The following is a 19,768-nucleotide window of genomic DNA, read 5'->3' on the forward strand; positions in this document are numbered from 1 at the left end:
AGGAGCGACGGGCGCGCCGCGCCGTCGGATGAAGGACCATGAGACAACAGAACAAGACCGGCGCCGGCCCCAGCCAGCGCATGCTGCGCGTCGGCGAACTGGTGCGCCACGCTCTGGCCGACGTGCTTTCGCGTGGCGACCATATCGACCCGGTGCTCTCCGGGCACATCATCACCGTGCCCGAAGTGCGCATGTCACCGGACCTGAAGATCGCCACCTGCTTCGTTATGCCACTCGGCGGCAAGGACATTGCGCCAGTGCTGAAGGCCTTGACCGACAATGCGCGCTTCCTGCGCACGGAACTGGCGCGCCGGGTGGAGCTGAAGTCGGTGCCTGAGCTGCGCTTCCGGAAGGACACCTCGTTCGACGAGGGCGCGCGCATCGACGCCTTGCTGCGTTCACCCGACGTGGCCCGAGACCTTGAGACCGATGGCGAGAACGAAACGGATCAATGATGCCCATCGCCGATGACCGCTCCCCGGAGCAAGATGACGGCCACGACGCCGCACAGGACACCGCCGTCTTGACTCCGGCCACTGCGCCCGCGTCGGACTATGACCGGCCGCGCTACAAGCGCGCCGGTGAGCCGCCGCGCCGCCCCCAGCGCGACCCCAACAAGCCGCGCGAGCCCAAGCGCGACATTGACGGCTGGGTTCTGCTGGACAAGCCCATCGGCATGACCTCCACCCAGGCGGTCACCGTGGTGAAGCGCCTGTTCGGCGCCAAGAAGGCCGGCCATGCGGGCACGCTGGATCCGCTGGCGTCCGGCTGCCTGCCCATCGCCTTCGGCGAGGCCACCAAGACCGTCCCCTATGTGATGGACGGCCGCAAGACCTATCGCTTCACCGTGTGCTTCGGCATCGAGATGGACACCGATGACGCGGAAGGCTCGCCCGTCGCGACCTCCGATGTTCGCCCCGCCGACGCCGAGATCGAAGCGGCGCTCGACCAGTTCCGCGGCGAGATCATGCAAGTGCCGCCGGTCTATTCTGCGCTCAAGATCCAGGGCGAGCGCGCCTATGATCTGGCCCGGGAGGGCGAGACCGTGGTGCTGGAGGCCCGCCCCGTGGTGATTCACCGCCTGGAAATCGTGTCCCGTCCGGACGCCGACCATGTCGTGATCGAGGCCGAGTGCGGCAAGGGCACCTATGTGCGCTCCATCGCCCGCGACCTCGGCCGGGCGCTGGGCACCTGCGGCCATGTCTCGACCTTGCGTCGCACCGCCGTCGGCCCGTTCCTGGAGGAGGACCTCGTTCCCCTCGACGAGCTGCGCGACCGCGCCGATGCGGGCATGCCCGCTTTGTCCGAGGCCATGGCGGACGTGGGCTGCGCCTTGGAGGAACTGCCGGAGATCGCCGTCACCCCGTCCGATGCGCACCGCATGCGCTGCGGCCAGAACGTAATCCTGCGTGGGCGCGATGCGCCCATCTATGAGGGGCATGTGGCGGTGTCCTGCCAGGGCTCGCTGATTGCCATCGGCGACATGGCGGGCGGCGAGGTTCGGCCACATCGTGTATTCAATTGGGCCAAGTCTGCGCCCAAGCCCATGCGCCGGTCTGCCTGAGACCGGGACCGCGAGGCGGCTCCGGCCGGCTTTCTCCGACATTTCGCAAGCCTCAAGGCCGCCGAACCTGCGTTTCGGCGGCCTTTTTGCGTCTGGGGCCGCGGGCCGCGCTCGAAGGTGGCATTGACGCTACGAGAGGCCCAACGAAAGTTGTATACAAAAATGTGAGCGCGATGCGCTGTTGCATCCCAAATACGGCATGCAACTTGCGTGGGGAGGGCCTTCATCAACCCCGGAAAGCGAGCCCATGCGCTTCGGATTGTCCTTCCTCTCTTCCGCCCTTGTCTCGCTGGCCCTTGCGGCCGGCGCTCCCATGGCAGCCCAGGCCGAAAATGTGGTGCGCTACGGCATCTCCATGGCCGACATCCCGCAGACCACGGGACAGCCTGATCGAGGTGCAGGTGCCTATCAATTCACCGGCTACACCCTCTACGACCCACTGGTCGCCTGGGAAATGAACGTGGCCGATCGGCCCGGCAAATTGGTGCCGGGCCTCGCCACCGAATGGAAGGTAGACCCGGCAGACCAGAAGAAGTGGATCTTCACCCTGCGCAAGGGCGTCAAGTTCCATGACGGCTCCGACTTCACCGCCGATGCGGTGATCTGGAACTTGGACAAGGTGCTGGACGAGAAGTCACCCCAGTTCGATAAGCGCCAGTCCGCGCAGGTGAAGACCCGCCTGCCCTCCGTCGCCTCCTATCGCAAGGTGGACGACTACACGGTGGAGATCACCACCAAGGACGTGGACAGCTTCTTCCCCTACCAGATGCTCTGGTTCCTGGTGTCGAGCCCCGCGCAATATGAAAAGCTCGGCAAGGACTGGGACAAGTTCGCGGCCAGCCCGTCGGGCACCGGTCCGTTCAAGATGGACAAGCTGGTCCCCCGCGAGCGCCTGGAACTGGTGCGCAATCCCGATTATTGGGACAAGAACCGACTGCCCAAGGCGGACCGGATGGTGCTCATACCCATCCCTGAGGCCGTCACGCGCACCAATGCCCTGCTTGCTGGCCAGGTGGACCTCATCGAGACCCCCGCGCCCGACGCCGTGCCGCAATTGAAAGCAGCCGGCATCAAGATCGTCGACAACGTCACCCCGCACGTGTGGAACTACCACCTCTCAGTCCTGCCCGGTTCGCCCTGGACCGACGTGCGCCTGCGCAAGGCGCTAAATCTGGCTGTCGACCGCGACGGCATCGTCGCCCTCATGAACGGCCTCGCCAAGCCCGCCAAGGGCCAGGTGGACCCGCAGAGCCCCTGGTTCGGCAAGCCCACCTTCGACCTGAAGTACGACCCGGCCGAAGCTGCGCGGTTGGTGAAGGAAGCCGGCTATTCCAAGGAAAAGCCGGTCAAGGCCACCTTCATCATTGCCACCGGCGGCACGGGCCAGATGCTGTCCTTGCCCATGAACGAATATCTCCAGGCCTCCTTCAAGGAGATCGGGGTGGACGTGGAGTTCAAAGTGGTGGAGCTGGAGGCGCTCTATACCCATTGGCGCAAGGGGGCGAAGGACCCCATCAATGCCGGCATTACCGCCAACAACATCGCTTATGTGACGTCCGACCCGCTCTATGCGCTCATCCGCTTCTTCGATTCCCGGCAGGTGGCGCCGGTGGGGGTGAACTGGGGCTATTATTCCAATCCCAAGGTGGATGCCCTCATCGACGAGGCGAAGCGCACCTTCGACGTCGCCAAGCAGGACGAGCTGATGGCCAAGGTGCATGAGCAGGTGGTGGATGATGCGGCCCTCGTCTGGGTGGTGCACGACACCAACCCCCATGCCCTCTCCCCCAAGGTGAAGGACTTCGTGCAGGCCCAACACTGGTTCCAGGATCTGACCACCATCGGCATGAAGTGAACGTGGCGCTCCGCGACCCATTGCAACCAACGGGCGCACGACCCGGCGGGCCTTGAAGGCCCGCCGGACTTTGCACTGGCTCGCACCCGGATTTTGTGTATAGTTCAGCCGCGCTCCCGAAAGGGGGCGCAACCCTTCCGTTCGACCTGGACCGCGCTGGACGACATCCCGGCCCGGCCCGTCGACGGTCTGGCAATCCCGGTTCCGCCTGAAATGGCGGTGGCGATTGCCGCCCTTCTCAACCGAAAGGATAATCCGATGTCGATCACGGCAGAGCGCAAGCAGGCGCTCATCAAGGACTATGGGGCCAAGGACGGCGACACCGGTTCGCCCGAGGTGCAGGTTGCGATCCTCTCCGAGCGCATCTCCAACCTGACCGAGCACTTCAAGTCCCATAACAAGGACAACCATTCCCGTCGCGGCCTGCTGAAGCTGGTGTCCCAGCGCCGCAGCCTCCTCGACTACCTGAAGCGCAAGGACGAAGGTCGCTACAAGTCGCTGATCGAGCGGCTCGGCCTGCGTCGCTGACAGGGCTCCCGGCCCTTCGGGCGCCGGCGTGATGGCCGGCCCGAAGGGTCTTGGGTCCCAAGGGCGCGTCCCGGTGCGGTGGCCTCCATCGCATGGGATCGCGCCCAAGCGCGCCGCATGACGCGGCGACGCATCGTGACGGACATGGGGTCCGCCGCGCGCCCGCGAAGTCTAGGGAAAGTCATGGCAGGATCGCCGGACGCTACCGTCGTGCATCGCCCCAATCCGGGGACGATGAACGGGCGGCGCGTCCGGCCGTCTTGCACATGGCTCTCCCGCTTCGCGCAATAGAGAGAGACATTCCATGTTCGACATCCACCGCGAGGAGCTGGACTGGGGCGGTCGCACGCTGGTCCTGGAGACGGGCAAGATGGCCCGCCAGGCCGATGGCGCGGTGCTCGCCAGCTATGGCGACACCACCGTTCTCGCCACCGTGGTTTCCGCCCGGGAGCCCAAGGCCGGCCAGGACTTCTTCCCCCTGACCGTGAACTATCAGGAAAAGACCTACGCGGCCGGCCGCATCCCCGGCGGCTATTTCAAGCGCGAGGGCCGTCCGTCCGAGAAGGAGACCCTGGTCTCCCGCCTCATCGACCGCCCCATCCGCCCGCTGTTCGCCGACGGCTACAAGAACGACACCCAGGTGGTGGTCACCGTTCTCGCCCATGATCTCGAGAACGACCCCGACGTCGTCGCCATGGTCGCCGCCTCCGCGGCCCTGACGCTCTCCGGCGTGCCCTTCATGGGTCCCATCGGCGGCGCCCGCGTCGGCTTCATCGGTGATGAATATGTGCTCAACCCCACCCTGGAAGAGGTGAAGGAAAGCGCCCTCGACCTGGTGGTTGCCGGCACCTCCGACGCCGTGCTCATGGTGGAGTCCGAGGCGAAGGAACTGCCCGAGGAGATCATGCTCGGCGCGGTCATGTTCGGCCACCGCCACTTCCAGCCGGTGATCGAGGCCATCATCCGCCTGGCCGAGAAGGCCGCCAAGGAACCCCGCGCCTTCGAGCCCGAGGATCACTCCGCCCTTGAGGCCAAGATCCGCGAGATCGCCGAGGCCGACCTGCGCGCCGCCTATAAGATCGTGCAGAAGCAGGCCCGCTACGAGGCCGTCGCCCAGGCCAAGGCCAAGGTGAAGAAGTATTTCGAAGGCCTCGCCGTGGAGGGCCAGCAGGCCCCCGCCCCGCAGGTCCTGTCCGAGGTGCTCAAGGGCCTCGAAGCCAAGATCGTGCGCTGGAACATCCTCGACGAGGGCGTGCGCATCGACGGCCGCGACGTGCGCACCGTGCGCCCCATCGTCTCCGAAGTGGGCATCCTGCCCCGGGCCCACGGCTCGGCGCTGTTCACCCGCGGCGAGACGCAGGCCCTGGTGGTCGCGACCCTCGGCACCGGCGAGGACGAGCAGTTCATCGACAGCCTGGAAGGCACCTACAAGGAGCACTTCCTGCTGCACTACAACTTCCCGCCCTTCTCCGTGGGCGAGACCGGCCGCATGGGCTCTCCCGGCCGCCGCGAGATCGGCCACGGCAAGCTCGCCTGGCGCGCCATCCACCCCATGCTGCCCGCCAAGCATGAGTTCCCCTACACCCTGCGCGTTGTCTCGGAGATCCTGGAGTCCAACGGCTCCTCCTCCATGGCCACCGTCTGCGGCACCTCGCTGGCCCTGATGGATGCGGGCGTGCCCCTGCGCCGTCCCGTGGCCGGCATCGCCATGGGCCTGATCCTGGAAGGCGAGAAGTTCGCTGTTCTCTCGGACATCCTCGGCGACGAGGATCATCTGGGCGACATGGACTTCAAGGTTGCCGGAACCGAGCGCGGCGTCACCTCGCTCCAGATGGACATCAAGATCGCCGGCATCACCGAGGAGATCATGAAGGTCGCCCTCGGCCAGGCGAAGGATGGCCGGGCGCATATCCTCAACGAGATGTCCAAGGCTCTCACCTCCGCCCGTGCGGAACTGGGCGAGCATGCCCCGCGCATCGAGGTGATGCAGATCCCCGTGGACAAGATCCGCGAAGTGATCGGCTCCGGCGGCAAGGTGATCCGCGAGATCGTCGAGAAGACCGGCGCCAAGATCAACATCGAGGACGACGGCACCATCAAGATCGCCTCGGCTGCCGCCGAGAGCATCAAGGCCGCCATCAACTGGATCAAGTCCATCGCTTCCGAGCCGGAAGTGGGCCAGATCTATGACGGCACGGTCGTGAAGGTGGTGGATTTCGGCGCCTTCGTGAACTTCTTCGGTTCCAAGGACGGCCTCGTCCACATCTCGCAGCTCGCCAAGGATCGTGTCGCCAAGACCTCGGACGTGGTCAAGGAAGGCGACAAGGTCAAGGTGAAGCTCATGGGCTTCGATGAGCGCGGCAAGACCCGCCTGTCCATGAAGGTGGTCGACCAGACCACGGGAGAGGACCTCGAGGCCAAGGAAAAGGCCGAGCGGGACGCCGCTAAGGAAGCCGCTGCCAAGGATGAGGCCGGCGCCGCCGAGTGAGGCACGCTTCTGCCTTTCCAGAAAAGAGAAGGGCGGCCCTGCGGCCGCCCTTTTTGTTTGCCCGTCCGTTGACGGGTTCTCAGGCCGCCCTAACCGTCCGCACGAAGTCACGCACCTGGCGTCGCAGATGCTCGGCTTGCCGGGACAGGTCCCGGGACGAGGACAGGACCTGCTGGGCTGCCGCCGAGGAGGCCTGCGCCGCCCGCTCCACTGCGCTGATGCTGGCGGTAACCTCGGTCGTACCGTTCGCCGCGCTCTGGATGCTGCGCGCCACCTCTCCGGTGGTGGCGTTCTGCTCCTCCATGGCGGCCGCAATGGCCGCCGCCGCCGCGCGAAGCTCGGAAATGGTCTGGCTGAAGCTCGAAATGGAGACCACCACGTCGCCGGTGGAGTCTTGGATGCCGTTGATCCGCGCGGCGATATCGGCAGTTGCCTTGGCGGTCTGTCCGGCCAGTTCCTTCACCTCCTGCGCCACCACCGCAAAACCCCGCCCCGCTTCCCCGGCCCGCGCGGATTCGATGGTGGCGTTCAGGGCCAGAAGGTTGGTCTGGCCGGCAATGGTGTCGATGAGGCTGACGATTGTGCCGATCTGGTCGGCCGACGTGCGCAGACCGTTGATCTGGCCGTTGGTCGTCTCCACCTCGCTCACCGCCTGCTCGGTCATTTGCGAGGAATGCTGGAGACGGTCTCCGATCTCTCGCGCGGAGGTGGAGAGTTCCTCGATCGCCGCAGCGACGGACTGCACATTGGTCGTCGCCAACTGAGCGGCGGCTGCGACAGTCGCTGCTTCGTTTGTGGCCTCGTCAGCCGTGGCATTGAGGCTTTCGGCCGCCTGCTGCAACTCGGTGGCGGCACTGGCCACCAGGTCCACCACCGCGCCGACAGCGGCCTCAAAGGACTGGGCGAGGCCGTTCATCTCTTCCCTGCGCCTCGCCTGGGCCGCCGCCTCTTCCTCCTGCCGCGCGGCCCGCAGGCGCTCGGCCTCCACGAGGCTGTCGCGGAAGAAGGCAAGGGCGCGGGCCTGATCGCCGATCTCATCGCTCCGGCGGGCATGGGGGATGGCTGTCTCGAGGTCGCCCCCCGAGACGCGCTCCATGGCGCCGGCCACATGCGCCAGGGGACGCGCAACGCCGACGATCGAATAGGCACCGGCCGCGATCGAGGCGAGAATTGCGACGATCGAAAGGGCCATAATCTGGCCCATCCCGTCGTCGAGGGCGTCGTTCGCGATGGCCTGCGCCTCAACGGCCTGCTCCGCGCTCTCCTTGGTGACCGTCGCAAGCAGCTTCGCCGCTTCGCGGGTGGCAGGTGCGAGAGCGTCCTGGACCAGCTTCTCCCGCGCCTGAATCTCCGCAAGCCCCTCGCGGATGGCAGTCACATAGCCGTCGAACAGCGAGCGGGCGGAGTCGAGATCGGGGGACTTGCCGAGGGCGTCCTGGAGATCGTCGAGGATCCGCATCCCCCGGTCCTGCATGGCGGAAATCAGAAGCAGCTGCTTGCGATCCTCTTCCAGGATGAAGGTCGCTGCCGCAAGGCTGATCCCGTCGAGCAATTGCTCCAGCTGATGCGCGCCATCTGTGGCCTCGGTCTTTCCCGCCGCCGTTGCCGTCGCAGCGAGCATGGAAAAGGCTCCGCGCGCGCGGGTGCCCAGGGCAATGCGGCTGTCAACCGCCTGGAGCTGGGTGGTCTGGGTCTCACGGATGTCCGCCACGGTACGGGCGATGTCGGCGAGGCGCGCCTTCAGCGTGCGGAACGTCTCTCTGTCGTCCTCGTGCGTTTCGATTTCCATCAGATGGTTGAGCTTCCCCTGCGCGGCGGCCACGTCCACCTTCACCTTTCGCAGCAGGTCGTCATTGTCCAGGCTCGCAAAGGATTGCCGCAATTCCCCGGCATTCAGCCGTACGGCGCCAAGAAGCAGGCCCACCGTCTCCGCATCCTTGAGGATTTCGGCTTGGCGGCGGGAATCTTCGACGGCCTCCTCAATGCGGCCCATGGCGATCTGGCGGCTGACGATCACGCCCGCGGACATGAGAACCAGAAAGCCCGCGACCAGACCGAGCTTCAGTCCGATACCCAACCGCATGCCGCGCATGCCACCTCTCCCAATGTTCAGACCGCTCAAGCCAACACACTTTGACTTGCCCGAGCCTTGCACTTGGGGAGGAGGAGTTCAGGTGGGCGTGGCGCAGCCTTGCAGGGTGAGGACGTCCAGGACCCGGATCAGGGGAATGGGCTGGACGGTAATCAATCCGTCGAAGGGACCGGACATCTCCAGAATGATGAACAGCGCGCCGGCAATGGACATGGAGCAGAGAAGCAAGGAGCCCACAACCACCGCGTTCCGAGGCGCGAACAGCCCGAAGCTGACGAAGATGAGCGTGAGCCAGATGATCAGAACCACCACGAACACGGTGGGTATGTTGGTCACCGCCTCCTGGCTGATGGTCCAGCGGCTGCCCAGAAGGCCTTGAAGCCGGTCCAGCACCGAGGATCGGATGGCGCGCTGGTCGTCATTCTGTGGCGTCCAGCCGCGTACCGCTGCGTCAATGTCGAGAAGGATCGCCCCGGTTACCGCGTCGGGAACCCCACTATCGTCCGCTCCTCGCCAGGTTTCCTGGATGACCCCCTGGGTGTAGCGCCGCAGCAGCGCCCGCGCCTCGCATGAGCCGGGACCGTAATGGCGCATATAGGTGTCGACGGTCAGGATGTTCAGGGCATAAGTATGAACGTCCTTGTCCGTTGTGTCGAAGCCGCCCTTCACGGACGCCGTCATGAGCCCGAGAATGAGGGACGCCATGGCCGCGATCATGCCCACGCCAAGCTTCACCGTATCCTGGGTCTCCTTGGACACATGATGCTCGGGCAGCTTGCGGGCTGCGAACAGGGCACCCAGGGCGCCGCCAAACATGAAAATGAAGACGATGAGCGACGTCAACCAGGGCGCCATGCCTGCCCCACTCCCTCTGGCGGGGCGGACGGGCCACCCCGATGTACCGACGACCGTCTTGCCCGCGCGCGGCGATCACCCCGGGCAGGGTTTTGCTTCCATGTAGGTGATCACTTCGACGAGGGGGTCCGGCGAGACCTGGATGGCGCCATCGAAGGGACCGGCCATTTCCACGATCAGGAACAGCGCCCCGGCGATGGAAGCCGAGCATAGAAACAAGGCGCCCACCACCACGGCGTTCAGCGGGGCGAACAGGCCGAAGCTGGAAAAGATGAGGGCAAGCCACAAGATCACAACCACGATGAAAGCGGTGGGGATCTGGGAGTTGCTGTCGCCTGACACTTTCCAGCGCTCGGTGAGCACCGAACGCATCTCGGCCAGGATAATGTCCTTCAGGGATTTCAGGCTGTCCGTGGCGGGATCAAGCCCGCGCACCACGTTGTCAAGCTCAGACAGGGTGACCTGTGCCGGGGCGTGCGTCTTTGGCTGAAGCCTGGCGGGCGCATCCGCCCAAGTCTGCACCAGGACTCCACGCGCATAGTCGCTAAGGAGGGCGTGGGCGGGGCAGGCCGCCTTCCCATAGTGGCGAAGATCCACATCCACGGAGAGCAGCGAAAGCGCGTAGCTGCGCACATCGGTTCCGGTGGAACTGAAAGAGCCCTGAACGGAGGCCACCATCAGGCCCAGGATCAGCGAGGCCACGGCAGCGATCATGCCCACGCCGAGCTTCACCGTATCCTGCGTGGCAGAGGAGAGGTGATGTTCAGGAAGCCGGGACGCCAGCGCCAGGGCGCCGAGGGCGCCCCCGAACATGCAGGCAAAGGACAGAGCCGCGACGGTCCAGGAAGTCATCGTGCGGAGCTTATGGAAGGGAGGAGACGTCAGGTGTGCCCATGCGGGCGCAGGACGGCACTTTAGTGAGGAGGCGCTGCCGTGGGCAACCTAAAACCCGGAAATATCATGCCTTTGGCCGTGTGACCGCGTGCGGCCGCCCCCCCATGCGGCAGTCCACATGCCGGCCCGGCTCCGCGGGGGAGCCGGGGTTGGCGCGGATCACTCCGCGGCGTCGGCCGGCACCTCGCTGGCGAGCTTGGCTTCCGCGTCCTCCTGCGTCTTGAGGACGTCAGGATGGGGCATGGAGATGATGTTGTACCCGCTGTCCACGAAATGCACCTCGCCGGTCACGCCGGTGGACAGTTCCGACAGGAGATAAAGGGCAGAGCCGCCCACTTCCTCAATGGTGACAGTGCGGCGCAGGGGCGCGTGCCGGCGCTGATAGTTGAACATCAGCCGCGCATCGGCGATGCCGGCGCCAGCGAGGGTGCGGACCGGACCAGCGGAAATGGCGTTCACGCGGATGCCCACCGGGCCATAGTCCGCCGCCAGATAGCGCACCGAGGCCTCAAGCGCCGCCTTGGCCACGCCCATCACATTGTAATTGGGCATGACGCGCGTGGAGCCGCCATAGGTCAGCGTAATGAGCGAGCCGCCGTTCGGCATCAGCGCCGCCGCCCGCTTGGCCACCTCGGTGAAGGAGAAGCAGGAAATCACCATGGTGCGGGAGAAATTGTCCCGCGTGGTGTCCGCATAGCGGCCCTTAAGCTCGGACTTGTCGGAGAAGGCCACCGCATGGACCAGGAAGTCGATGGCACCCCACTCTTCCTTGAGCCGGCTGAAGGCCTCGTCCACGCTGGCGAGGTTTTCCACGTCGCACGGCAGGATCAGGCTGGAGCCGAGGCTCTGGGCCAGCGGGCGCACCCGCTTGGCCATGCCGTCGCCTTGATAGGTGAAGGCCAGTTCCGCTCCCTGACCCGCAAGGGCCTTCGCGATTCCCCATGCGATGGAGTGGTCGTTGGCCACCCCCATCACCACGCCGCGCTTGCCCTTCATCAGGTCCTGCATCGCTGGCTATCCTTCGTCAGACACTGGCAGGGGCGATAGCAGACCTGATCGGCCGGCGCCACCTGCGCACGGGCGCTGGTCCGTGCTTTCCGCACAATCGCCCCAAGGGCCTTAACGATTTTGCACCATCCGCCGGTCAGGCGTTGGGATGCTTGAGCACCAGGCAGGCATTGGCGCCGCCAAAGCCGAAGCCGTTGGACAGCACATGGCCGAGCGCCACGTCGTCCATCCGCTCCCGCAGGATCGGCATGTCTGCGAACGCCGGGTCGATCTCGTCGATATTGGCGCTCTTGGCGATGAAGCCGTTCTGCATCATCAGGACGGAATAGATCGCCTCATGCACGCCGGTGGCACCCTGGGAGTGCCCGGTCAGCGACTTGGTGGCCGAGATGGGCGGCGCCTTGTCACCGAACACCGCGCGAATCGCCTCGATCTCCTTCAGGTCACCGATGGGAGTCGAGGTGGCGTGCGGGTTGATATAGTCGATCGGTGCCTTGATGTCGGCGATGGCCAGCCGCATGGCCCGCTCCGCGCCCTCACCCGAGGGGGCGACCATGTCGGCGCCGTCGGACGACACGCCATAGCCGACGATCTCGGCATAGATGCGCGCGCCGCGGGCCTTGGCGACTTCCAGATCCTCAAGCACCAGCACGCCGGCGCCACCGGAGATCACGAAGCCGTCCCGGTCCTTGTCATAGGCGCGGGAGGCGACCGCCGGGCGGTCATTATAGTTGGAAGACATGGCGCCCATGCCGTCGAACAGGACGGACAGGGTCCAGTCCAGGTCCTCGCAGCCGCCGGCGAACATGCGGTCCTGCTTGCCATAGGCGATCTGCTCATAGGCATTGCCGATGCAGATATTGGTGGTCGCGCAGGCGGCCGAGATGGAATAGCTCGGTCCCTTGATCTTGAACCAGGTGGACAGCGTCGCCGAGGCGGTGGAGGCCATGGCCTTCGGCACCGCGAACGGACCGACGCGCTTGGGTCCCTTGGTGCGGGCGGTGTCGGCGGCCTCGACGATGGTGCGGGTGGACGAGCCGCCCGAGCCCATCACCATGCCGGTGCGCTCGTTGGAGATTTCGTGAGCCTCAAGGCCCGCATCCCGGATCGCCTGGTCCATGGCCACATGGTTCCAGGCGGTGCCGCCGCCGTGAAAGCGCATGGCGCGCCGGTCCACGACCTCTTCCGCATTCAGGCTGGGCGCGCCATGGACGTGCGAGCGAAAGCCCAGATCGGCATAGTCCTTCGCAAAGGAGATCCCGCTCTTGGCCTCGCGCAGGCTGGCGAGCACCTCCTGCGTGGAGTTTCCGATGGACGAGACAATGCCCATCCCGGTGACGACAACGCGCCGCATGTCACTTCCTCAGGTGGAAAACCGCACCCTGCCCCGCAAAGATGGCGATGCCTTGTCAGCCGCCAATGGCCGACGGCGCCGCATCCTGCTGGAACAGGCCGACTTTCAGATCCTTTGCCCGATAGATGATCTCGCCATCGGCGGACAGCCAGCCATCCGCAATGCCGAGCACCAGCTTGGAGCGCATCACGCGCTTGAAATCCACGCCATAGACCACGTTCTGCATGTTCGGCAGAACCTGGCCGGAGAATTTCAGTTCGCCGAGGCCGAGCGCCCGGCCACGGCCAGGGGCGCCCAGCCAGCCCAGGAAGAAGCCCACCATCTGCCAGAGGGCATCAAGCCCGAGGCAGCCGGGCATCACCGGATCGCCCTTGAAATGGCAAGGGAAGAACCAGAGGTCGGGCTTCACCGCCAGCTCGGCGCGCACGAAGCCCTTGCCGAACGCGCCGCCGGTCTCGGAGATCTCCGAGATGCGGTCGAACATGAGCATGGGAGGCAGCGGCAGCTGGGCGTTGCCGGGGCCGAAAAGCTCACCGCGCCCGCAGGCGAGGAGGTCTTCATACTCAAAACTGGTCTGCCGGTCCGCCATTCTCGCTGGTATCGCCATGCTGCCCATGAAGGGATGATTCCTTGCGGCTCAAAGCGCGGCGCGATCAAATCGCCACCCGCATCCCTCGCCGACCGGCGCACTCCCTAACATAGGCGCCGCCGCGCTCAAAGTCATGAAAGCGTCACGCCCGCTCTTTGGAGCGCCAAAAATACCACGCCGGCGGAAAGAAGCGGCGGGAGGCGACAATTCGCGCAGGACAAGCCAAGCTGGCGCTGGCACCGGAGCGGGGCGGGTGCGTTGTCACCTCGGGATCACCGGCACTGGGAGAGGAGAGCCATGCTCAAGCAATTCCGCGAATTCGCCATGAAGGGCAACGTGGTCGACCTGGCGGTCGGCGTCATCATCGGCGCCGCCTTCGGCAATATCGTCAGCTCTCTCGTCGCCGACATCTTCATGCCGATCATCGGCGCGGTCACCGGCGGCCTGGACTTCACCAACTACTTCATCCCGCTGGCCTCCAGCGTGACGGCGGACAATCTGGAGGAGGCCCGTCGGCAGGGCGCGGTGGTGGCCTATGGGCGCTTCATCACGCTGGCCATCAATTTCGTCATTGTCGCCTTCATCCTGTTCTTTGTCGTGCGCGCCATGAACGCCTTGAAGAAGCAGGAGGCGGTGAAGCCGACGGTGGCCCCCACCCGCACCGAGGTGCTGCTGGAGGAAATCCGCGACCTGCTGGCCAAGCGCGAGGCCTGAGGCGGCCCGGGTCTTAGCGCAGGTCCGCGCCGACGGCCTGCGCGAGGGAGGAAAAGCCGTCCGCCTTCAGGCGGGCGGCGAGTTCCGCTTTGATGCGGCCGACCAGGGCGGGGCCCTGGAACACCAGCGCCGAATAAAGCTGCACCAGGCTCGCCCCGGCCCGGATCTTGGCGTAGGCATCCGCGCCGGAAGCGATGCCGCCGCACCCGATCAGCGGCACCCGGCCCTCGACAAGGCGGGCAAACGCACCGAGGCGCTCCGTGGACAGGCTCATGAGCGGACGTCCGGACAGGCCGCCGGTCTCGCTTTTGTGCGTGCTCCTCAGGCTGGCAGGCCGCGACAAGGTGGTGTTGCCGATGATGACGCCATCCACATTCTCTTCCAGCACCACCTCGGCAATGTCGGCAAGGGCGGCATCGTCGAGGTCGGGGGCGATTTTCACCAGGAGGGGAGGGCGCTTTGCCGGCTCTACAATGGTCTCGTCGCGCGCATTGCGGGCCGTGCCGATCACCGCCGCCATCTCGCTGCGCGCCTGCAGCGCGCGAAGGCCCGGGGTGTTGGGCGAAGATAAGTTGCAGACCAGATAGTCGGCGAGACCGCAGGTGGCGCGGATGCCGGCATCATAGTCATCCGCCGCATTGGCGGTTTCCTTGTTCTTTCCGAGGTTGGCACCGACGATGCCCGTCGCTCCCGCCGCCCGGCGCCTGGTGAGCCGCTCCACGAACGGGCCAAGCCCCTCCGAATTGAAGCCGAAGCGGTTGATGACCGCCTCGTCCTCGTCCAGCCGGAACAGGCGCGGCTTGGGATTGCCTGGTTGCGGGCGGGGCGTCACCGACCCCGCTTCCACATAGCCGAAGCCCAGGCCCAGCACCTCGTCCACCACCTCCGCATGCTTGTCGAAGCCGGCGGCGAGGCCCACGGGGTTTGGAAAGTCCATCCCCCACAGGCGCGAGGCCAGCACCGGATCGTCCGGCGCAGGCCGCACGGGGCGCAAGCCGGCGGCGAGCGCGCGGACGGTCAAGCCGTGGGCTGTCTCCGGCGAGACAAGCGGCAGAAAGGGACGGGCGAGGCCGTAGAGATCCATGATGCCGCAATCACTCGCTGGCGTGGGAGGCCCCGCCATGGGCCTTGGACCAGCCATGGGGATCGTGCAGGAAGGATTCGATCTCGGCGATCTGCTGGGGCGGGAAGCGATCCATCTTCTTCACCGCCGCCAGGATGTCCCACCAGGTGCACAGGCGATGCAGGGACAGGCCCGCATCATCCAGGATTCCCTGCGCCTCGGCGAAGATGTCGTAATAGAAGAAGACGAAGCAGTGGCCACACTCGCCGCCCGCATTGCGCAGGGCCTGGACGAAATTCACCTTGCTGCGGCCATCGGTGGTCAGGTCCTCCACCAGCAGGACGCGCTTGCCGGGCTCGAGGAAGCCCTCGATCTGCGCATTGCGGCCGAAGCCCTTGGGCTTCTTGCGCACATATTGCATGGGCAGCATCATCCGGTCCGCGATCCAGGCGGCAAAGGGAATGCCCGCCGTCTCGCCGCCCGCCACCGTGTCCACCTGCTCGAAGCCGATGTCGCGATAGATGGTGGAGACGCCAAAATCCACCAGCGTCTGGCGCACGCGCGGGAAGGAGATGAGCCGGCGGCAATCGATATAAACGGGGCTCGCCCAGCCGGACGTGAAGATGAAGGGCTCGCCGGTCGAGAAGCCCACCGCCCCCACCTCGATGATCATCTTCGCGGTCAGTTCCGCGATGGTGGCCTTGTCCGGAAAAGCTGTGACACTGGTCATGGGCGGTTTCCCCTCGTTCGACCCCGATGGGTTGGGCATATATCAGAGGCCGCGCGCGGCGCCATGGGAAATGCCCCCTGCAGGTTCGGCTTGGGGCCTGACCTGGACATGGCTGTCCTGCGCAAATGGCACGGCGGGCGCAACGGAGGGGGGACGGCGTGGCGGGCGAGATCTGGCAGCTTCTGGATGCACGGGGCATCGGCGGCATCGAGCGGCACGTGACGGTGCTGGCGCAGGCGCTCAGCGAAGCGGGTCACCCCTGCCGTGTGGTGCTGCTGGCCGATCATGGCGACAGCCCCTTCCTTGCCCGGCTGAGGGCGGAGGGCGTGGCCTTCACCGTGCTTGACGGGCGCTTCGGGAGCCTGCTTGCGCGCCTCAAGGCCGAGCGACCGAGGCTCGTGCACACTCACGGCTACAAAGCGGGCATCCTCGGTCGGCTGGCGGCCCGCATGGCCGGCATACCCTGCGCCTCGACCTTTCATGCCGGCGAACGAGCGCCCTTCCCCGTTTCGGTCTATCAGACCCTCGACGAGATCAGCTCACGGCTTGGCACCCGCATCGCGGTCAGCGCACCCATCGCCGCGCGCCTGCCCCAACCGGTGAGTATCCTGACGAATTTCATCCCCGTCCCTTCTGTACCGCCATTGCCACCCAACTCCCGGGTGGTGGGCTTTGTGGGCCGGCTGAGCCCGGAGAAGGGCCCCGACCTGTTCTGCGCCCTCGCCCGACGTGTCGCCGAAAGCGGCAAGGCGGCGGATGTGTCGTTCGAGATGTTCGGGGAAGGTCCACTCCGGGCGGAGCTTGAGGCGTCCTATGGGGACGTCGTGCACTTCCACGGTCTGGTGACCGATCCCACAGCCATTTGGCCGCACATCGGGCTTCTGTTGATGCCCTCCCGCGCCGAGGGCCTGCCATACGCCGCCATTGAGGCCATGGCGGCCGGCCGGCCGGTGGCTGCGAGCGCGCTCGGCGCGCTGCCGGAATTGATCCGCCCCGGCCAGAACGGGTGGCTGTTTCCGACCGGTGATCTCGATGCGGCCCAAGCCGCCATCATCGCATGGCACGCCGGTGGCGCGAAGGACCGAATGTCCTGGTCCCAGGCCGCCTGGCGCACCGCACGGGACGGCTATGGGACAAAAGCCCGGCTCGGCGATCTCCTCGCGCTCTATGACCGCATCGCGCCGGTCTAACCAAGGAGAGACGGTTCGCAGGTGCGCGGGATCGGTGGCTGTGCTTTCCTCGCGGGGCATGTGCCATTATCCAGGGGGACGAACCGCCTTCTTGGATGAGGGCCATTCACGACACCCGGCGCGGACCCGAGAGGATCGGGCGCCCCGCATCCGGCCCGTGCCCGACGGCGACGAGATTTTCACGCAATGGAAGGCCTTTACCAGCCGCCGCCCCTGAAGCGCACCGTCAGCCACTGGCGGGACATCCTGATCGCGCTCGTCGCCACGGGTACCATGTTCTACCTGTGGATCGGCGTGGAGGGGGCGGTATATCCGGTGCTGCTCGGCGCCTTGGCGATTGTGGTGGTCATGGGCTTTGACCGGCCCGCCATTCCCGTCATTCTGTTCGTGATCTTCTCCTTCCTGCGGGTGCATGAGGCGTTCGAGGTCCTCAATCCCTGGAAGATCCCGCAGACCCTGGCGCTGATATCCATCATCATGGTGTTCTGGCATCTGGTGCTGGCCCGGACCATGAAGCCCTTCTGGACCCGCGAACTCACCATCTTCGCCATCTTCTTCCTCATCGCCAGCGCGACGGTGGCCACCGCGGTGTCGCGGGAACTGGCCTATAAGCAATGGTCCGACCTGTTCTCGAAAGTAGGCCTCATCACGGTCATCGTGGCCTGGACCACCCGGACCCCAAGCGACTTCCACCTCATCAACCGCATGTTCGTGATCTTCGGCTCGGCGGTGGCGAGCGTTGCCATCTACAACAAGCTGAACGGGATCGGCCTCGTAGAAGGCACCCGCGTGACCATCGGGCGGGCCACCGGATCGGTGCTGGGCGACCCCAACGACCTAGCCCTCGCCCTGCTCTTTCCCTTGAGTTTTGCCGGCTCGCTCATCATCAGCCGGGTGAACATTTTCGACCGCCTTCTGGGCCTTGTGGGTTTCGGCACCATCTTTGCCGGCATCATCTGCACCCAGAGCCGCGGTGGCCTGCTGGGCATCACGGCCGTGCTTGCCCTGCTGGGCAGCCGCTTCATCAAGAGCAAAGCCCTGCTCATCACCATCGGTGTGGTGGGCGTGATCGGGCTGTTCGCGGTGGCGGGCATTTCCGGGCGACAATCGGGCGGGGCGGCGGAGGAAGGGATCGACGAATCCTCGCAGGGCCGCCTCAACGCCTGGGAAACGGCCTGGAACATGGCCAAGGCGCGGCCACTCACCGGCGTGGGCCTCGCCAACTTCGCGCCCAACTACTTCTTCTTCACCAATGATTGGGACGGCAAGCCGCACGCGGTGCATTCCACCTGGTTCGGTATCCTGGCCGAGACGGGATTTCCCGGCGTCGCGGTATTCCTGACCATGGTGGGCGCGACGGCCCTGGTGGCGCGGCGCTCGCTCAAGGTGGTGGACAGCCGGGACGTGGACCCGCGGCTGAAGACCGCCGCCGTCGCCCTGGCTGGCGGACTGGCGAGCTTCTGCGTCTCCGGCACCTTCCTCACCCAGGGCTTTTCCTGGCCCTTCTACATGATCTTCGCCATGACGGTCGCACTGTCACGGGTGCTCTCGCTTGATCAGCCGGAGGAACCTGCGCTGGCCGCCGACCTGCCTCCGCTTCCAGCCAGAGACACTGCCGCCGAAGCGAATGGCAGCATCCCAGGGCAGGCGCTCCAGCCCCCCCGATCCGCCACCTTCCGCTTGGGAGCCTCCGCACCGTGAGCACGGACCTCGTCGTGTTCGGCGAAGACTGGGGTGGCCATCCCTCCTCCACTCAGCACCTGGTGGGGCGTCTTCTGGCGCACCATCGGGTGCTCTGGGTCAATTCGCTCGGCCTGCGCCGGCCCAGGCTCGACGCCCACGACCTCAAGCGCGTCGCCCGAAAGGTGCGCGCCATGCTGCGGCACCGTGCGCCTCCCTCCGGGCCAGGCCGAACGCCGGAGCTTCCCGCCGGGCTCCAGGTGATGTCGCCGCGCGTTGTTTCGTGGCCGGGCAACCCCCTGGTGGAATGGCTCAACCATGCCTCGCTCGCCCGGCAACTGGGCACGGTTCTTCCCGCCGCAGGCATCCGTCGCCCCATCCTGTGGGCATCGCTGCCGAGTGCCGTGGCCGCCCTCGGCACGGCTGGGGAACGGGCGGTGGTCTATTATTGCGGCGACGATTTCGGCGCCCTCTCCGGCGTGGACCATGCGCCCGTGCTGGACATGGAGCAGCGTCTGGTGGCTCAAGCGGATCTCGTGATTGCGGCGAGCCCCGCGCTGGCCGCCCGGTTTCCGGTCGAAAAGACGCACCTCGTGCCCCACGGTGTGGACTACGACCTCTTCGCCGCTGCGGCGGCACGCCCGGTAGACCTGCCGGAGGGTCCTGTGGCCGGCTTCTATGGCAGCATCTCGGACTGGCTGGATATCGCGATGATCGCGCGGGCGGCGCAGGCCCTGCCCGGCTGGCGCTTCGTTTTCGTCGGGGCCGTGCATACCGATGTTGCCCCCTTGGCCCGTCTGCCGAATGTAGTCTTCCTCGGCCCGCGCCCCCATCATGCCCTGCCCGGCTACGTGCAGAATTGGACGGTGTCCCTGATCCCGTTCCGCGACACGCCCCAGATCCGCGCCTGCAATCCTTTGAAATTGCGAGAGTATCTGGCGAGCGGAACACCGGTGGCGGCAACACGTTTTCCCGCGCTGCAGCCTTATGAGAACCACGTCAGCGCTATCGATCCGGGTGGTGACCTGGCGCCTGCGATCCTTGCGGCATCCGACACCACGTCCCGTGAGGCAGCCGCAGCCCGCCGCGCGGCGGTGGCCGGAGAGAGCTGGGATGTGCGGGCGCAGGAGGTGGAGTGCCTGCTCTCCAGCCTTTAAGGGCGCC

Annotated in this window: 17 protein-coding genes; 9 read left to right on the forward strand and 8 right to left on the reverse strand. The window is 66.0% G+C overall.

Going from position 1 to position 19,768, the window contains the following annotated elements:
• Positions 1 to 38 precede the first annotated feature (38 nt).
• The 5 genes from rbfA (at position 39) to pnp (ending at position 6,435) form a co-directional block, all read left to right on the forward strand.
• On the forward strand, positions 39 to 455 hold the full coding sequence (gene rbfA, locus J5J86_RS07500) for a 30S ribosome-binding factor RbfA (RefSeq protein WP_209104273.1): 417 nt from the start codon (positions 39 to 41) through the stop codon (positions 453 to 455).
• Positions 452 to 1,564 (forward strand): tRNA pseudouridine(55) synthase TruB, encoded by a 1,113-nt coding sequence (gene truB / locus J5J86_RS07505; protein ID WP_446698666.1) that lies wholly within the window; start codon positions 452 to 454, stop codon positions 1,562 to 1,564. Before rbfA ends, truB begins: the two co-directional genes overlap by 4 nt.
• A 247-nt stretch (positions 1,565 to 1,811) precedes the next feature.
• Positions 1,812 to 3,419 carry an ABC transporter substrate-binding protein gene (locus tag J5J86_RS07510; RefSeq protein WP_209104275.1) on the forward strand — a complete coding sequence of 536 codons (1,608 nt, stop codon included), beginning with the start codon at positions 1,812 to 1,814 and terminating at the stop codon, positions 3,417 to 3,419.
• Positions 3,420 to 3,677: 258 nt separating this feature from the next.
• The gene (rpsO, locus tag J5J86_RS07515; protein WP_209104276.1) at positions 3,678 to 3,947 is read left to right on the forward strand and encodes a 30S ribosomal protein S15; all 270 of its coding nucleotides are present in this window, start codon (positions 3,678 to 3,680) and stop codon (positions 3,945 to 3,947) included.
• A gap of 304 nt (positions 3,948 to 4,251) precedes the next feature.
• Complete coding sequence (gene pnp / locus J5J86_RS07520; protein WP_209104277.1) at positions 4,252 to 6,435, forward strand: polyribonucleotide nucleotidyltransferase; 2,184 nt, start codon at positions 4,252 to 4,254, stop codon at positions 6,433 to 6,435.
• Positions 6,436 to 6,514: 79 nt separating this feature from the next.
• Here the strand turns inward: pnp and J5J86_RS07525 are convergent, their stop codons facing one another.
• From J5J86_RS07525 to fabA, 6 genes are all read right to left on the reverse strand, one after another.
• Positions 6,515 to 8,527, reverse strand: a complete 2,013-nt coding sequence (locus J5J86_RS07525; RefSeq protein WP_247658215.1) for a methyl-accepting chemotaxis protein — start codon at positions 8,525 to 8,527, stop codon at positions 6,515 to 6,517.
• Between the two features lie 78 nt (positions 8,528 to 8,605).
• The gene (locus J5J86_RS07530) at positions 8,606 to 9,382 is read right to left on the reverse strand and encodes a bestrophin-like domain (RefSeq protein WP_209104278.1); all 777 of its coding nucleotides are present in this window, start codon (positions 9,380 to 9,382) and stop codon (positions 8,606 to 8,608) included.
• A 75-nt stretch (positions 9,383 to 9,457) separates the two neighbouring features.
• Positions 9,458 to 10,234 (reverse strand): bestrophin-like domain, encoded by a 777-nt coding sequence (locus J5J86_RS07535; RefSeq protein WP_209104279.1) that lies wholly within the window; start codon positions 10,232 to 10,234, stop codon positions 9,458 to 9,460.
• Between the two features lie 201 nt (positions 10,235 to 10,435).
• On the reverse strand, positions 10,436 to 11,284 hold the full coding sequence (fabI, locus tag J5J86_RS07540; RefSeq protein WP_209104280.1) for an enoyl-ACP reductase FabI: 849 nt from the start codon (positions 11,282 to 11,284) through the stop codon (positions 10,436 to 10,438).
• Positions 11,285 to 11,420: 136 nt separating this feature from the next.
• Positions 11,421 to 12,638 (reverse strand): beta-ketoacyl-ACP synthase I, encoded by a 1,218-nt coding sequence (fabB, locus tag J5J86_RS07545; RefSeq protein WP_209104281.1) that lies wholly within the window; start codon positions 12,636 to 12,638, stop codon positions 11,421 to 11,423.
• A 55-nt stretch (positions 12,639 to 12,693) separates the two neighbouring features.
• Positions 12,694 to 13,227 carry a 3-hydroxyacyl-[acyl-carrier-protein] dehydratase FabA gene (gene fabA / locus J5J86_RS07550; RefSeq protein ID WP_209104282.1) on the reverse strand — a complete coding sequence of 178 codons (534 nt, stop codon included), beginning with the start codon at positions 13,225 to 13,227 and terminating at the stop codon, positions 12,694 to 12,696.
• 297 nt (positions 13,228 to 13,524) lie between these two features.
• On the opposite strand from fabA, the gene mscL reads away from it, so the two are divergent.
• Positions 13,525 to 13,941, forward strand: a complete 417-nt coding sequence (gene mscL / locus J5J86_RS07555) for a large conductance mechanosensitive channel protein MscL (RefSeq protein ID WP_209104283.1) — start codon at positions 13,525 to 13,527, stop codon at positions 13,939 to 13,941.
• Positions 13,942 to 13,954: 13 nt separating this feature from the next.
• Here the strand turns inward: mscL and J5J86_RS07560 are convergent, their stop codons facing one another.
• Together J5J86_RS07560 and J5J86_RS07565 are read right to left on the reverse strand one after the other, a co-directional pair.
• Complete coding sequence (locus J5J86_RS07560) at positions 13,955 to 15,025, reverse strand: quinone-dependent dihydroorotate dehydrogenase (protein WP_209104284.1); 1,071 nt, start codon at positions 15,023 to 15,025, stop codon at positions 13,955 to 13,957.
• Positions 15,026 to 15,035: 10 nt separating this feature from the next.
• The gene (locus J5J86_RS07565) at positions 15,036 to 15,734 is read right to left on the reverse strand and encodes an orotate phosphoribosyltransferase (protein WP_209104285.1); all 699 of its coding nucleotides are present in this window, start codon (positions 15,732 to 15,734) and stop codon (positions 15,036 to 15,038) included.
• A 158-nt stretch (positions 15,735 to 15,892) separates the two neighbouring features.
• On the opposite strand from J5J86_RS07565, the gene J5J86_RS07570 reads away from it, so the two are divergent.
• From J5J86_RS07570 to J5J86_RS07580, 3 genes are all read left to right on the forward strand, one after another.
• Complete coding sequence (locus J5J86_RS07570; RefSeq protein WP_209104286.1) at positions 15,893 to 16,924, forward strand: glycosyltransferase family 4 protein; 1,032 nt, start codon at positions 15,893 to 15,895, stop codon at positions 16,922 to 16,924.
• A 186-nt stretch (positions 16,925 to 17,110) separates the two neighbouring features.
• Entirely contained in the window at positions 17,111 to 18,625 is a 1,515-nt protein-coding gene (locus J5J86_RS07575; protein WP_209104287.1) for an O-antigen ligase family protein, read from the forward strand.
• Complete coding sequence (locus J5J86_RS07580) at positions 18,622 to 19,761, forward strand: glycosyltransferase (RefSeq protein WP_209104288.1); 1,140 nt, start codon at positions 18,622 to 18,624, stop codon at positions 19,759 to 19,761. The genes J5J86_RS07575 and J5J86_RS07580 overlap by 4 nt, the downstream gene beginning before the upstream one ends.
• Positions 19,762 to 19,768 lie beyond the last annotated feature (7 nt).

This window comes from Aquabacter sp. L1I39, from assembly GCF_017742835.1.
GTDB lineage: Bacteria > Pseudomonadota > Alphaproteobacteria > Rhizobiales > Xanthobacteraceae > L1I39.